Genomic DNA, 14,805 nt, shown 5'->3' with positions numbered 1-14,805 from the left:
CCCTTCGCCTGCGCCTTATCCAGCGAACTTCATAGCCCGAGAGCCCCCCTGATGAGCCCTTCCTTTCCATCTGAACAATGGCTTGGCCATATTCGCCTGCATTCAAAGTATTACCAGAAACACTGGACGCATTTACCTGCGCAAGGCAGCGCTTTTGAGGACCTGCCGATTGTCGACGCCAGCGATTACTGGCGCGGCAGTCATGACCTGGACACCTGGGAGGTATTGACCGGGCCCGTCACGGACGCACTGATCTATAAAACCGGTGGCACCACCAGCCAGGGGAAGCTGTCGGTGTACACCCATAAGGAATGGCAGCGGATGCTCGATTGCTTCGCACGCGATCTGTCCACCCAGCTTGAAACAGGCGATCGAATTGCCAATCTGTTCTTTTCGGGGGACCTGTATGCGAGCTTCCTGTTTATTCATGGTGCTCTCTGCCGGGTTGATCTCCCGATTACCGAGTTCCCCTTCACCGGGTCGATCGATCCCGATGTGCTGGCCGATGCCGTCGCCGCACACCGCATCAATGTACTGGCGGGCGTACCGGCCCATCTGCTGGCCATTGCCAGCCATCTGAACCGGCAGGGGCGAACGCTGCCCGGTATCAGCACCGTGCTGTTCGGCGGCGAGCATTTGTTCGAGTTCCAACTTCCGCTGTTGAGAAAAGCCTTCCCCCAGGCACGCTTCGCGTCCATCGGTTATGCCAGCGTGGACGCCGGGCTGGTGGGGGCCAGCACACTTGATTGCTTGCTCGGCGAGCACCGCGTATTCGACGAGCAGACCCGAGTAGAGATCATCGACGAAGTGAGCGGCGAGGTCATCGAGGCCTGCGATCGCCCCGGCGACCTGGTGGTGACCAACTTCACCCGGACCCTGATGCCGATGGTGCGCTATCCAGTGGGTGATCGGGCCTGCTGGCGCGAGCCTGTCGGCACCCCTCGGCGCAAGTTCGAACTGGCCGGGCGTAGCGCGCAGAGCCAGCGCGTGCGGGTCGGCGTGGCGTCGCTGTTCCCGCAACACATTGGCGAGATCATCCAGAGCATTGGCGGCGAACTTCAATGGCAACTGATCATCGAGCCCGTCGAAAAAAATGATCGTGTGGTGCTCAAATGGGTACCCGACGATCCGTCGGACATCTGCGAACCACTGTCCCAGGTGCTGAAATTCGCGTTGATCCAGCAGCACCCGGGCATTGATCAACTCAACCTGCAAGTGCAAGCCTGCCAGGCGCAGGACTTGGAGCGCCATCCACGCTCCGGCAAGCACCTGCAGGTCATCGACCGTCGGGTCTATGGCCCGATGGCAGCGAGACGCCCCGGATGAGTGCGTTGGTCATCAGGACATTCAGGCCCGCCGATGCCGTCGGCACCAGCGAACTGTTCCGACGGGTATACGGCGATCACTACGTTTCGCCGGACGTCTACGTGCCCCACATGATTTGCCAGCAAAACCAGCATCGACACTGGTTTTCCATGGTTGCCGTGATAGGGGACCGAGTGGTTGGCCACGCCGCGTTGTGCCGCCCTGCCGCGAACCGGGAGGACGCTGAACTGGCGCTGGTGGCAGTGGACCCGGCGCTGCAAGGCAGTCAGATCGCGACCCGTCTGGGCTGGCAACTATTGGATCGTTGTGAAGGTCTTGGCCTCGTCAGGCTCTCCATCAAACAGGTCACCAGCCACCCCTACAGCCAACGACTGGCACAACGACTCGGTTTCCATGGTATCGGGCTGATGCCCGACCATGTGCCCTCGCCGTTCGTCCCGGACCAAGCCGAGACCATTGTGATCGGCTGCCAGTTGATGGGCGGCCATCAACGGCCGTTACCGGCCGTGCACTGGCCTGCCCCATGCCAATGGCTGATGGCGCCCTTGGTTTCACAGTTCGGCACCACGTTTGACGACATACCCGACCCGATGCAGCCTCTGCAAATCAGCTCATTACCTGGGCGTGTCGACGTTGTCGCCGGACACATGAGCAAACATCTGGCCAGGCAGCTGCAACGCTTGCCGGTCCACTGGTCGATCGCGCTACGACTCGGACTGCGCCAACAGTTCCCCGAGGATTACCGGCGGTTGATGGCTGCAGGATTCATTTTTACCGGTCTGATGCCCGTCGAAGGCGAGCTGAACTGGCAGGTGCTGTTTCACCGTGGTGCGTTGACTCGTCCGCTCGACCTGCATGCGGGACCGATGCAACGACTGCACGATGAACTGCAACTCCATACGCAGAACTGGAGAGGCACGCGGTCCAGCTCGGCAGCGTGACGGGCAACGGTGGCGACGAACGGTAATCCTCGCCAAGCGTGCGACATTCAAGCGCTTGGGTGAGGCGCCGATACAGATACGTCTACCGCCCCGAAACATGCCTTCGAGCAAGGAACTGTCCAATGCCCTCATTTCGCACCATTCAGGCTCGCTACACGCTGTTCCTGATCTTGTTCATCCTGGTGTTGTCCATCCTGACCGTCGTTGGCATCAGCTATCTGGTCGCGCCCAAGCTGCGCCAGACCGAAGAGCAAGTGGCGCTCAATCGCATCGGCGAAGTCGCCGAGCAGATCCAGGGCGAGCTGAACAAAGTGCAGGCTCAGCAACGCAGCATCACCCAGACCATTCCGTTGCTCGACAGCGACGCCATCGACAAGGTGCTCCCGGGCCTGGTGGATCAATACGGCGAACCGAAAGTCTTCGGTGGCGGGATCTGGCCGCTGCCCAACCAGCGAGCCGAAGGACGCAACAAGTTCAGCACTTTCTGGCACCGCGACGGCTCCGGCAAACTGGTGGTCAATACGTTCTGGAACAGCGACGCCGCGCCGAACTACTATGAACAACCCTGGCACAAAGGCGGCATGGCCACCCCACCCGGCAAATGCGCCTGGGCCGCCGCCTATAAAGATGACGCCAGCGCCGAACCACGCACCAACTGCGCCATGGCCATCCAGAAAAACGGCGTGCCTTATGGTGTATCCACCATCGACGTGACCCTGGGATTCTTCAATGACCTGGTGGCGCGCAAGGAAGCCGACCTGAACGCCGAAATGCTGATTGTCGAAGCCGACGGCAAGATCATCAGCAACAGCTCGCGCATCAGCGGTCCTATCGTGCTCAAGAACATCAGCGAACTGGCGGCCACTTCGCCGTTTGCCGCTCAGGTCAAGGCGGGCCTGGATCACCGCGACCAGCCGTTGCAGCGGGTCGAGTTCGATAACAAGGGCGAAGCCAGCACCTTCTTCATGCGCCCCATCGAAGGCACGCCCTGGTTCCTCGCCACCGCCCTGCCAACCCGCCTGATCACCGCCCAGCGCGATGACGTACTGAGCACCCTCAGCCTGCTGCAGATCCCGATGGTCATCCTTCTGGTGCTGATGCAGTTGTACGCAATCCGCCAACTGACCGGCCGCATGAAGGTACTCAAGGGCAACATCGATGCGTTGTCCACCGGCGATGCAGACCTGACTCGGCGCATCACCATCCGTGCCGAGGACGAACTGGGAGCGATCGGTCATTCGGTCAACCGCTTCATCATCTACTTGCAAGACATGATCAGTGAAGTCACCCAGGCAACTGGCGCCATGGCGTCGAGCCTCGACAACCTGCAGCGGACCTCGGCCCATACCAGCGAGATCCTGATGCGCCACGCCTCGGAAACCGACCAGACCGTGACGGCCATTACCCAGATGAGCTCCACGGCCGAAAGCGTGGCCCAGAACGCCGCCGAAACGGCTGCGTTCACCCAGCGCGCCAACGAACATGCCGACCGCTCTCGCGTCGTGGTGGGTGAGGCTTCCAACAGCGTGGTGGCGTTGATCGATGAAGTTGCCAGCGCCACCCGCAAGGTCGAGAGCATGCAGCAGGATGCGCAACGCATCACCGAGATCCTCGGTGTGATCGGTGCCATCGCCGGACAGACCAACCTGCTGGCACTCAACGCCGCCATCGAAGCCGCCCGGGCCGGCGAGCAAGGCCGCGGCTTTGCAGTGGTGGCCGACGAGGTACGTGCCCTCGCCGCCCGCACCCAGGCCAGCACCTCGGAAATCAACGAAATGCTGACCCGCCTGACCCAGGGCGTAAGTTCATCGGTTTCAGCGATGGAAAATACCCAGGCCAGTTGTCAGTCGGCTGCCGACGCGACCTCCCGGGTCAACACCGGCCTGGATGAAATGGCCGGCTCCGTCGGCCAGATCAACAGCCTGAGCACGCAGATCGCCACCGCCGCCGAACAACAGAGCGCCGTGACCGAGGAAATCAACCGCAGCATGGTGCAGATCCGCCATATGGTGGAGGAGTTGGTGGAAGGCGGATTGGCGAGCGAAAACAACACCCGGCAACTGCTGGAAGCCAACAGTCGGGTGAATGCAATCATGGGGCGGTTCAAGCTTCGCTGAGAACTGCGGCCACGCTGCTCGCGGGCGAGCCCCGGCCAGCGTGGTCTCCTCGAGGGAGCGAGCTTGCTCGCGATGGCGGAGGGTCTGTCACACAACTGCGGACTGTACCGCCGCCTTCGCGGGCAAGCCCGGCTCCCACAGGGGTGGGCGGCGTATGCAGGTGCTGCGTACACCCCGAACCCAATGTGTGGGCCTTGCTCGCGAAGACGGCGCATTGGTCGCCGGGAGACTGAATCATGACACCGTCAGCTCGCGCAACACGCCCCCCTCCTGTTCCAGGCGTTGTTGATACGTCGTCGCGTTCAGCAATTGATAAGGAAAATAAAGGCCCGGCGCGGTAGGTGGCTGTCCGTCCAGGCCGAGCAGCCGTTCAAGGAGCAACGCGACACTGAGGCCGGTCAGCGGTGCCGTGCCCGCTGGGTGGACGAGTGCGTGACGTGTACGCAAAGCTTCGCCCTTCTGGTCCTCGCCGACCAGTTCGATGATGATCTCTGTCGACAGGGGTCCACCCTGGCGCCGGGTCGAGCTCAGCCCGATGGCCATGTCGAATTGGACATTGGGCGCGCCCGTGGCGGCCGCCAACCCGACGACGTCGATGGAGGAAAACCCGCCGGCTTCGATGTCCCTGCCATCCACCGCGCGGAAGCTGGCCTTGGCCGCATCCCCTTCCCGCCAGACATATACCCCCTCGCGCCGTGTCAGGGCGGCGGGGAGCATCCTGTTCAAGTGTTCGAAGTCGGTCGCGACCGTCGGGCCTCCCGTGTCCTGCTCATCGATCAACGCGCTGATCCTGATGTCATGCACACGGCTGAAGGCCTCGGCCACCCTCAGCGTCGATACCGTCGTGGCGCCGACCATCCATTCGTACCCGAGGACGATGGGCGCGGCATCGGGCCGGTGCATGTACGTCGCAATTTCCGGTGCGATCTCGAAAATGCCGGAGGATATGCTGAGGTGTGGCACGCCACGCTTTTGGGCGTAACGCAGTCCCGCAAGTGCGTGATCCATGTAGAAAACCACGACGCCGCTGACAGCACGGTCGCCGAGCCCCAGGTCACTTGCAAAGGCATCGATCGATACGCCCTGAGCGTTGCCGAGCTGTTCTGCGGCCCGTTGGGCCTTAGTGAGATCGCGGCCACCGATCAGCAGCGGTACGCCGGGATGGGCGGCGCGCAGTGCCTGGGCAGTATGATGGCCGATGGCGCCAGAGCCGCCCATGAACAGGATAGGATCAAGAGTCATGGTATGTTCTCCTTGGGTTGGGAACGAAACCTACTATTAGTAGGAATAAACATCCCGAACATACACCTCGCTACCTACCATTAGTAGGTTTATTTATTTGGAGCGACGAAGTGCAAACAGACATCGAGTCCCCAAGCACGTCGTCCGCCCGCAGGCTTTCAAAAGCCGAGCGGCGGCGGCAGTTGCTGGATACCGCCTTGCTGGTCGTGCGCGAGGAAGGCGCCGACCGCTTGACCCTGGGGCATCTGGCGGTGCGCGCAGGTGTGTCCAAGCCGGTGGTCTACGATCATTTTGGTACCCGATCGGGCCTGCTGATCGAGCTCTATAAATGGATCGATACCGAGCGGGTCAACGCGTTCCGTGACGCGATGGCAGGCACCGAGCGGTCCCTGGAAGAAACCGCGCAGGTGCTCGCCAGTGCCTATATCCAATGCGCGGCAGACAACACCGACGAGTTCTTTGCGGTGGGTGCGGCGCTGGCGGGAAGCAACGAAAAAGCCGCGGTTTTCCAGGAGCTGCTGGATAATTGCGTGCAAATGTTCACCAGTGTGCTCAAGCCCCATACCGCGCTGCCCGCGACCGAACTGGAACGGCGTTGTACCGGCCTGGTCGGTGCGGGAGAAGCGCTTGCGGGGGCCTTGGTGCGCGGTCGGTATGACAAGGACGAAATGACCCAAGCATTCGCGGCGCTTATCCGCGGCGTTTTACGGGAAGCTGATTGATGTCCCCCATAGCTGGCGGACATCCCCAGCAAACCCTGCCTCTATCCAGTCAAACTCACCAACAAGCATTCACCGCCGGCATACGCCCCCGCCACGGCTGTGCACGCTCCAGTTGCGCAGCCAGGGCCAGCAACGTGCCCTCCTCACCAAAGCGTCCGGCAAAGTGCGCCCCCATTGGCAGGCCTCTGGCACTCCAGGACAACGGTACCGACATCGCCGGTTGACCGCTGGCATTGAACAGGGCCGTGAAGGGCGAGTAGCTGTGGTAGCGCTCGATCAACTGATCAAGACTCAAGCACACGTCCTGAATGTCCAGCTCGCCAATCTGTGCCGGTTCGCGGGTCAGGACTGGAGTGAGGATCAGGTCGTAATCCTGCATGAACATCGCCAGTTGCCGGCCCAGGGCGTGTATCCACTCCACTGCGGCCGCGTACTGGGCGCCACTGACATTGCCCTTGTCCCGCAGGATGATCCGGGTGCGCACTTCCAGCTCTTCGGCCTGGACCGCGAAGCCGCGCATCTGGCCCAACAGATCGACGTAGTGACGGGTGCTTGCACCGATGATGGTGAACACCTGGTCGAGAAATTCCGGCAACACCACCGGCAGGCTCACCGGCTCGACACGATGCCCCAAGGACTCGCACAACCGTGCCGCCTCGCCCACCGCTCGCAAGCTTTCAGGCGACGTCGGCCAGGGGCCGAGCTGCTCGACCAGGGCGATACGCAGCGGTTTCGGATCGCGCTGCACTGCGGTCACATAAGGCAGCGCCTGCATCGGTGCTGCATAGGGTGCGCCGAGGTCGATCCCGGCAGTCGCGTCCAACAACGCGGCGCTGTCACGCACTGACAAGGTAATCGCATGGGGCGTGCCCATCCCCGCCCAGCCCTCACCGACAATCGGCCCCGACGGCAGCAGGCCACGGCTGGGCTTGAGGCCGAATACGCCACAACAGGACGCCGGCACCCGCAACGAACCACCGCCATCGTTGCCATGGGCGAACGGCACCACCCGGGCCGCCACCAACGCCGCAGCACCACCGCTGGAGCCTCCGGCACTGTAATCGGTGTTCCAGGGGTTGCGAGTCGCGCCGAAACGCGTGGACTCGGTGGAGTACGACGTACCGAACTCCGGCGACGTGCTGGTGCCGACCAACTGGCACCCTGCCCGCCGCAAACGCGTCACGACTTCCGCCTCGAAATCCGCCCGAGCGCTTCCCAGGGAGCGGGAGCCATTGGTCATCGCCGCCCCGTTGACCGGCGAAAACAGATCCTTGATCAACGTCGGCACGCCGGCCAACGGGCCCTGTCCCGTTTGAGCCATATCCGCTTGCGCCCGCGCCGAGTCGTACAGCCGCTCGGCCACGGCATTGAGTTGCGGCTCGACCCGCTCCAGGCGCTCGATGGCCACCTCGAGCAATTCGCCAGGCCGGACCTCGCCGCGCCGGACCCACTCGGCCAGCCCCACGGCGTCTTCGCGATCCATCAACTGGTGGATGTCTTGCATACTCATGCTTCGGATTCCTTATTCATGACGATTGGCGTGAGCCGGGCGTGTTGAATCGACAGTGCTCGCCTGGACGTGGCCTCGGGTGCGCAAGCCGGCAATCACCCAAAGCAGTGCCGCGGCAAGGCCGGCGAAGGCCATCCATTGAATGGCGTGGCGCAGGTCTCCGGCGAAGGCAGTCACGGCAGCCACCACCAGCGGACTGACGAACTGGCCGATGTAGAGAAACGAGGTGAACCCGCCCAACCCCCGGCCGCGGGTGCTGGCGGTCAAGGCGTTCATCACCGGCGCCATCACATTCGGCACCAGCAACCCGGAACCCAGCCCCTGGATGAAAACCGCCACCAGTACCGCGTTGTAGCTCTGCCCACGCATCAGCAGCCATAGCCCCAGACTGATGAGGCCCAGCAGCAAGGCGTTGCAGCCGGCGATACCCAAGCGGCGACGCAACAACGGCCACATCAACGAACCACCCAGGGTCGCCAACAGGCTCAGGCCCGCCGCCAGGCCAATCATCGTGCTCGACGTAATGCCCAGGCTGACCAGCAGCATCGGTGCCTGGACCGGCACGACGAACGTCAGGACCATGCCGCCCAGAATCATCAGGTAGCCGACCACCAACTGCCGCACCGCTACCCTGCTCGGACCCGTCTCATCAGCCGGCTGCTGAACCGCCTTGTGCCTGGCCAGCGGAGGTTCCCACAGTACCTTCAGCATCGCTGGCACCAGCAGCAATGGCAGGAGATAGAGCAGGAACGGTGAACGCCAGGTGTGCTCCCCCAGCGCCCCGCCCACGACGAAGAACAGCGCGCCTACCAGGCCGATCGTCACTACCTGCCGGTTGACGTAGCGCAAGCGCTCCTCGCCGTGCCAATAGTCGGCGATCAGGGTGGCGCAGCAGGTCATGACGGCCGCTTCGGTGCAGCCGAACAGCAGCCTTGTGCCGACAATCGCAGGCAGGCTGTCGAGCAGCGCCGGTAACGCGCCGAGCAAGGCATAAAACAAGGTGGCAAGCACCAGCAACGTCTTGCGCCCGACGCGGTCAGCCAACCAACCGGCCAGCGGCGCACACAAGGCAATCGCCAGGGCCGGCCCGGTGACCGCCAACGGCACGAGCAAATCGGCACGGGGCTCGACGGGACCGAATTCGGCGCCCAACCGAGGCAGGATCGGCGCGACCATGACCGAGCCCATGATGGTCAGGCTGCTGCCCAGCATCAGCACCAGGCCCTCGCGCCGGCCAGCCTGGCGTGACGGGGTTGCGGCCGTTGAAACGGAACTTGATTGGTTCATGGCGAGCCCCTTCAGAAACTTTGAGAGATGCGCAACGCCGCGGTGTAGCCCTCGGCGCGGTTACGCGCGTCGAACTCCTTGTAGACGTGCAGCCAGACCGGTGGAATACCGGGCTTGAAGTAACTCACCGCCGGCCCGACGGCCATCACCCGGGCGCGATTGCCACTCTCCAGTCCCGGTGCATCGTCATCGGTGAACTGGCGGTAGTAGTAGCCGCCCACCCCCACCGTCCAGGGCCCGGCGTGCTGGCCCACGGCAAACTCGTGGCGGTACTCGACGCCGTTCTTGTAGTCGGTGGCGTTGTTGCGGGTGTTCACGTCGACCTCGAAGCTTGAAGACACTTCAAAGCCGCTATCCGAGAGGTAGGTGGCGTTGACGATCGGTGAGAACGTCCAGTGGTTGAGCCCCGGTGAAATCAGACGATTCTTGTCGTAGTCGCCCGTGGGTGCCTGGATCTGGAACTGGGTGTTGACGAACAGATTCGGCGACAGGGTCCATTGCAGGATCACCGGCAGGAACTGCACGTCCGCCAGGCGAAACGGATCGGCCTGAAGGTCCAGCGGGCCGACGGGGGTCTGCACCTGTACCGAGGCGTCCATCTTGAAGAATGGCACCACGGTGCCGAAGCCATACTTGGCGCCCAACACGGTGCAATCGGTCATGCGCATGTAAGCGACGCCGATGGACAGTACGTCCAGGGAGAAATTGTTGTCCGCCGAGTTCCCGTGGCGGTCTTTCTGCACATTGGCTGAGTAAAACGCCGTGCGCAGGCCGACGGTCCCGAAGGGCGTGGCCGGCGGCATCATGCCTGCGCCGAAGTCATAAACCCCGACCGCCGTGGTCGGCGCGCCGTTTTCGGTGCCATGGGCAGCGGCGCAGAGGCCGAGCATCCCCAGGGTCAACCAGGTAAAGCGCAAGACGTTTGTTTTCTTGTTGTGATTCATCGAATGCCCCTTCCGACCATATGGTGGTGGGGTCATCCTAGGGAGCAGGCTGCATCAGCCGTTATCCGTTTTCAGCACAGATGCGTACGACGCAGGGTTTGCGAAGGGGTTTCGCCGAACAGGACCCGATAGTCGCTGGAAAACCGGCTCAGATGCCAGAACCCCCAACGTGCGGCCACCTCCTGCACGCCCTGGACCTGATCGCCATTGCGCAACTCACGGCGCACGGCATTGAGGCGCAACGCCCGCAAATAGGCCACAGGATTGATGCCCAGAGTCTCCTGGAAGCAATACTGCAATTTGCGCCGGCTGGCACCGATGTGGTTGCACAGGTCAAGGATCGACAGCGGCTCGTCAACATGGGCCAGCGCGTACTCCCGAGCCCGGTCGACCATGCGTTTGCGCGCCGTGGGGCTGAGGGGCGGCGCCTCATCCGGAGCCACCAGCTCCAGCATATGCAGCATCACCGTATCCCGCAGGCCACGGCGGATCGATTCATAGCCCAGTAATGAGTCCCGCCCCTGGTCGCTTTCCAACTCTGCGAACAAGGCCGCCAACTCAGCCGGCAGCGTCGAATCGCCGAGGCGGTAACACTTGGGAAGATCGGTAATTCGAAAACGACTGCCCTGCCGCTCCAGCACATGGGCCAACGCCTGCTCGTCGATGGCGACACCCAGCACATCCAGATGCTGGGGCGTGCGCAACTCAGGCAGATTGTGCCCTCGGGCCACCAACAGGCTGGGCTCGAGAATCGGATGTCCGGAGCAAAAGACCGGGCCGTCCGCGACCAACGGCATGCTGAAGGTGATGGCTCCTTCCCAGGCCGTCCCATGCTTGGTCATGGCCTGATTAGAGCGGTCGCGCACCAATTGCATCCAGTCGGAACGGAATTCGATCAACTCGCCTTCAAAACGTCCCGGGGTCAACTGGTCGTAACAGACCTGCCAACCGCCCATGTTCCGGGCATGCTCGTCGATGTCGACGGTGCGGAACCGATTGACCGGCGATACGATGTTGTTCTTATTCATTGACCCGACCTTCATCGATTCCTGGGCTTATGGGCGATAAATCAGGCAAGTTCCATTCCGTCTCCCAAGCGAGTCGGGCAATTGTGCCGAAAACGGATAATTGGCCAGGAATGGACCCGCTGCCGGTGTATAAAGCAGAATGAACCGACCTTTTGAACCTCCACGCCACCATGAACGAAATGCCCCGTGACATCGACCTCGCGACCCGGTCTATCACCCAACCACGCACGCTGGTTTTCCTGGCCTACCCGAAAATGGGCCTGTTGGACCTGACTGGGGCCCAGACGGTTTTCTGGGCGGCAACCAAAGCCATGGCCGAACGCGACCTGCCCGGCTACGCGATGCATACCGCCAGCCTCGCGGGTGGGTTGATGCGAACCGCCGAGGGCCTGGTCGTGGAGACCTGCTGCCTGCGGCAGTTCGACGACGTCCTGATCGACACGCTGATCGTCCCAGGCGCGCCCGACATCCGTCAGGCGATGATCGATTGCGTCGACCTGGTCGATTGGCTGCGCCATGCCTCGGTCAAGGCCCGACGCACCGCATCGGTGTGCAGCGGCACGTTCCTGATGGCCCAGGCCGGCTTGCTGGACGGACGGCGCGCCGCGACCCACTGGGCCATGTGCGACATGCTCAAGAGTGGTTTTCCGGCCGTGGAAGTGGACCTGGACGCGATTTTCATCCAGCAGGACCACGTGTGGACCTCTGCAGGTGTCAGCGCCGGCATCGACATGGCCCTCGCGCTGGTGGAAGCCGACTGCGGTCGCGAGGTCGCCCTGCAGGTGGCCCGCGAGCTGGTGGTGTTCCTCAAGCGCCCCGGTGGCCAGGCGCAGTTCAGCCAGCTGTTGCAACTGCAAACCCGGGACAGCGCCGGCTTCGATGAGTTGCACCTCTGGATTGCCGAGCACCTGGGCGACGACAATCTGACCATCGAACGGCTGGCCCGTCAGGCGCGAATGAGCCCGCGCAATTTTACCCGGGTCTACAAGCGCCAGACCGGGCGAACCCCGGCCAAGGCCATCGAGTTGTTCCGTCTGGAAGCTGCGCGAAGACTGCTGGAAGATTCTCAACGCAACATCGACCAGATCGCCCGGTCGTGCGGCTTCGGTGATGAAGAGCGGATGCGCAATACGTTCCAGCGCCACCTTTCGATTTCACCTAGGGATTACCGCAGGCGATTTTCCCGCTGACAGGGACTCACCTGCCCCCTCGCCACCGCGAAGCCATCAAGCCACCTTCCTGGAGTCCTGATGCTCAGCGCGCTCGACTACGAACGCGCTGCAACGGGAGCGCAGCCAGCATTCCCCCGGATCATTGTGAGAAGCACCACCCCAGACCATCGACAGCGCGTGCTCGGGCAAGCGAATCGGCGCCGGCTCGGCCCTCAAGCCTGCAGCCACCGCCATGGCCTGGGCGACATAGTCCGGCACGATGGCGATCATGTCGCTGTGGGCCAACAGTACGGGCAAGGCGCTGAACTGTGGCACGGTCAGCACCACCCGACGCTGGCGTCCGATCAGGCTCAAGGCACGATCAGAATCATCGATGACATTACCCATGGACGACACCACTGCGTGGGGTCGTTGGCAGAACTCGTCCAGGGACAACTCGCCGGGCTGCAAATCGGCCCGCAGCAGCATCGGCCGAATCCGACGCAAGTCCTTGCGCCGAGCATTGGCTGGCAACTCCAGGGTGTGGCTGATGCCGAGGGTGATCTCCCCGCTGATCAGCATTTGGGACATCTGCCACTGATCGGCCCGGCGCACCACCAATGTCGTTCCCGGTGCCTCGACCCGCAGGCGGCGCAGCAGATCCGGCAGCAACGCGTATTCAACGTCATCGGACAGTCCGACATGAAAGGTCGCCTCACTGGTGCCTGGGTCGAACGCCTGGCAGCGACTCAGGGCAGCGGCAATACCATCCAGTGCCGGGCTCAGGTTGGAAAATATCTCCTGGGCCCGTGACGTCGGCTCCATCAACCGGCCCGAACGAATGAACAAGGGATCGTCGAACATCAGTCGCAGGCGTGCCAGTGCACTGCTGATCGTCGGTTGACCGAGAAACAGCTTCTCACCGACACGACTGACATTTCGCTCATGCATCAGGGTCTCGAAGACAACCAGCAGATTGATGTCAGCACGACGCAGGTCATTTCTGTTCATCATAGTAGCCGTCCCAGGCGCAAGGCCTTTGATTCAAGAATGGACAGAATCATCGCCGGCCCTTTCATCGAGACGTACCGGCGACGGTATGCCTGGCAGGTTATGCCTGCGGCCACACGCTTGTCTGTTGTACCTGGGGACGACCCACTCAACCTTTAGGCAAGCCCACCGATACTTCGGTATGCAGCGCTCAAGGGTCGGTGGCGGAATTTCAGGGTTTTATGTCCTACTTGGTGGTAAGCGGCACTTTTAAAATGCAACGACTTCCATGACCGTAGGATACGAGCACTGCTCAAGGCACTTCGTTCAGTTTCACGCCGCCCCTCTCACTTGCACATGATTCGTTTCGGAAACCCAATGACGCCCACCCATTCCAGCTGCCAGTCCGTCAACGACGAGCCGCTCGTCTATATCGTCGATGACGACCAACCGCTGCGCGAGGCACTCGGCTGCCTGTTACGTTCCATTGGCCTGCAGGTCGCATTGTTCGGCTCGGTTACCGAGTTCATGCAACACCCTCGCCCCGACTTGCCCAGTTGCCTGTTGCTTGACGTACGGCTGCGAGGCACCAGCGGCCTGGACTTCCAGCAGCAACTGGCAACGACCAGTATCAACCTGCCAATTGTGTTCATGACCGGCTACGGTGATATCGCCATGACGGTAAAGGCCATGAAAGCCGGCGCGGTGGATTTCCTGAGCAAACCCTTCCGGGAGCAGGACCTGATCGATGCGGTATCCGCCGCCCTCCAGCAGGATCGGCTGCGTCGCGAGTCTGACCGTAGCCGTCAGGAGCTCCAGGACTGTTACACCACCCTGACGGTCCGGGAACGACAGGTAATGGCCCTGGCCGTGTCGGGCTTGATGAACAAACAGATCGCCGGGGAAATCGGCCTGAGTGAAATCACGGTCAAGATCCACCGGGGCCAGGCCATGCGCAAAATGCGTGCGCGCTCGTTCGCCGATCTGGTCCGCATGGCCCAGGCGCTGGAGCTGCATCGCGCCGGGTGAAAGTTCATACCCAGGTATAACTTGGCGGGGTGGCAGGACAAGGTATCTTGCAGGGAAGACGGGGCCTTTATGGCGACCTGACATCACCCTCGGTATCTAAATGTCCAATACCGCAATTATTTCAGTGGTCGATGATGATGAGTCCGTTCGAATCGCATTGGACGGCCTCTTGCGCTCCAGCGGCTATACCGTCCGAACGTATGCCAACGCGTCGGATTTCTTGTCCTCCAGCGGCCCCGAACAGACCGCCTGCCTGATCTCGGATATTACGATGCCCGGCATGAGCGGCATCCAGATGTATAACGAACTGGCCGCCCAAGGCATTCATATCCCGGTGATCTTCATCACCGGCCATCTCGCCCCGATGCCCCCGGTCAGGGCTGGCGCAGCGGAGCCGGTGGCATTCTTTCCCAAGCCGTTTCGCTGCGCTGAATTGATCGCCAGTATCGAATCGGTGCTCAATCGGCCAGTCGACTGAATCAACCTACCCGCCGCGCCAACCACAACTCCCCTGTGGG

The 14,805-nt window shown here is 62.2% G+C and carries 13 protein-coding genes; 7 read left to right on the top strand and 6 right to left on the bottom strand.

Annotated elements, in window-relative coordinates:
- The first annotated feature begins 51 nt into the window (after positions 1-51).
- The 3 genes from AD665_RS05300 to AD665_RS05290 all read left to right on the top strand — a co-directional run bounded on the left by AD665_RS05300 (position 52) and on the right by AD665_RS05290 (position 4,384).
- Positions 52-1,326: a phenylacetate--CoA ligase family protein gene (locus tag AD665_RS05300; protein WP_053191254.1), complete on the top strand. Its 1,275-nt coding sequence runs from the start codon at positions 52-54 to the stop codon at positions 1,324-1,326.
- Complete coding sequence (locus AD665_RS05295; protein ID WP_053191252.1) at positions 1,323-2,267, top strand: GNAT family N-acetyltransferase; 945 nt, start codon at positions 1,323-1,325, stop codon at positions 2,265-2,267. The genes AD665_RS05300 and AD665_RS05295 overlap by 4 nt, the downstream gene beginning before the upstream one ends.
- A 122-nt stretch (positions 2,268-2,389) precedes the next feature.
- Positions 2,390-4,384: a methyl-accepting chemotaxis protein gene (locus AD665_RS05290; protein WP_024780165.1), complete on the top strand. Its 1,995-nt coding sequence runs from the start codon at positions 2,390-2,392 to the stop codon at positions 4,382-4,384.
- 234 nt (positions 4,385-4,618) lie between these two features.
- Here AD665_RS05290 and AD665_RS05285 read toward each other — a convergent pair whose 3' ends face one another.
- A complete protein-coding gene (locus tag AD665_RS05285; RefSeq protein ID WP_053191250.1) occupies positions 4,619-5,626 on the bottom strand; it encodes a hypothetical protein in 1,008 nt (335 codons plus the stop codon).
- A gap of 110 nt (positions 5,627-5,736) precedes the next feature.
- On the opposite strand from AD665_RS05285, the gene AD665_RS05280 reads away from it, so the two are divergent.
- The gene (locus AD665_RS05280) at positions 5,737-6,348 is read left to right on the top strand and encodes a TetR/AcrR family transcriptional regulator (protein WP_231995026.1); all 612 of its coding nucleotides are present in this window, start codon (positions 5,737-5,739) and stop codon (positions 6,346-6,348) included.
- Between the two features lie 55 nt (positions 6,349-6,403).
- Here AD665_RS05280 and AD665_RS05275 read toward each other — a convergent pair whose 3' ends face one another.
- From AD665_RS05275 to AD665_RS05260, 4 genes are all read right to left on the bottom strand, one after another.
- The gene (locus tag AD665_RS05275; RefSeq protein WP_080686290.1) at positions 6,404-7,858 is read right to left on the bottom strand and encodes an amidase; all 1,455 of its coding nucleotides are present in this window, start codon (positions 7,856-7,858) and stop codon (positions 6,404-6,406) included.
- A 12-nt stretch (positions 7,859-7,870) separates the two neighbouring features.
- Positions 7,871-9,145 (bottom strand): MFS transporter, encoded by a 1,275-nt coding sequence (locus tag AD665_RS05270; protein ID WP_053191246.1) that lies wholly within the window; start codon positions 9,143-9,145, stop codon positions 7,871-7,873.
- Positions 9,146-9,156: 11 nt separating this feature from the next.
- Positions 9,157-10,089: a SphA family protein gene (locus AD665_RS05265; protein ID WP_053191243.1), complete on the bottom strand. Its 933-nt coding sequence runs from the start codon at positions 10,087-10,089 to the stop codon at positions 9,157-9,159.
- 71 nt (positions 10,090-10,160) lie between these two features.
- The gene (locus tag AD665_RS05260) at positions 10,161-11,117 is read right to left on the bottom strand and encodes a helix-turn-helix domain-containing protein (RefSeq protein WP_024780961.1); all 957 of its coding nucleotides are present in this window, start codon (positions 11,115-11,117) and stop codon (positions 10,161-10,163) included.
- 179 nt (positions 11,118-11,296) lie between these two features.
- On the opposite strand from AD665_RS05260, the gene AD665_RS05255 reads away from it, so the two are divergent.
- Positions 11,297-12,307: a GlxA family transcriptional regulator gene (locus AD665_RS05255; protein WP_173668664.1), complete on the top strand. Its 1,011-nt coding sequence runs from the start codon at positions 11,297-11,299 to the stop codon at positions 12,305-12,307.
- Positions 12,308-12,343: 36 nt separating this feature from the next.
- Here the strand turns inward: AD665_RS05255 and AD665_RS05250 are convergent, their stop codons facing one another.
- A complete protein-coding gene (locus tag AD665_RS05250) occupies positions 12,344-13,282 on the bottom strand; it encodes a LysR family transcriptional regulator (protein ID WP_053191241.1) in 939 nt (312 codons plus the stop codon).
- A gap of 354 nt (positions 13,283-13,636) precedes the next feature.
- Here AD665_RS05250 and AD665_RS05245 point away from each other — a divergent pair, with 354 nt between their 5' ends.
- Both AD665_RS05245 and AD665_RS05240 read left to right on the top strand, forming a co-directional pair.
- Positions 13,637-14,287: a response regulator transcription factor gene (locus AD665_RS05245; RefSeq protein ID WP_053191239.1), complete on the top strand. Its 651-nt coding sequence runs from the start codon at positions 13,637-13,639 to the stop codon at positions 14,285-14,287.
- Positions 14,288-14,387: 100 nt separating this feature from the next.
- Positions 14,388-14,765 carry a response regulator gene (locus AD665_RS05240; protein ID WP_024780965.1) on the top strand — a complete coding sequence of 126 codons (378 nt, stop codon included), beginning with the start codon at positions 14,388-14,390 and terminating at the stop codon, positions 14,763-14,765.
- Positions 14,766-14,805 lie beyond the last annotated feature (40 nt).

This window comes from Pseudomonas corrugata (assembly GCF_001269905.1).
GTDB classification, from domain to species: Bacteria; Pseudomonadota; Gammaproteobacteria; order Pseudomonadales; family Pseudomonadaceae; genus Aquipseudomonas; species Aquipseudomonas corrugata.
Note: the sequence above shows the minus strand (reverse complement) of the source record. Positions and strands in the feature narration are given on the sequence as shown.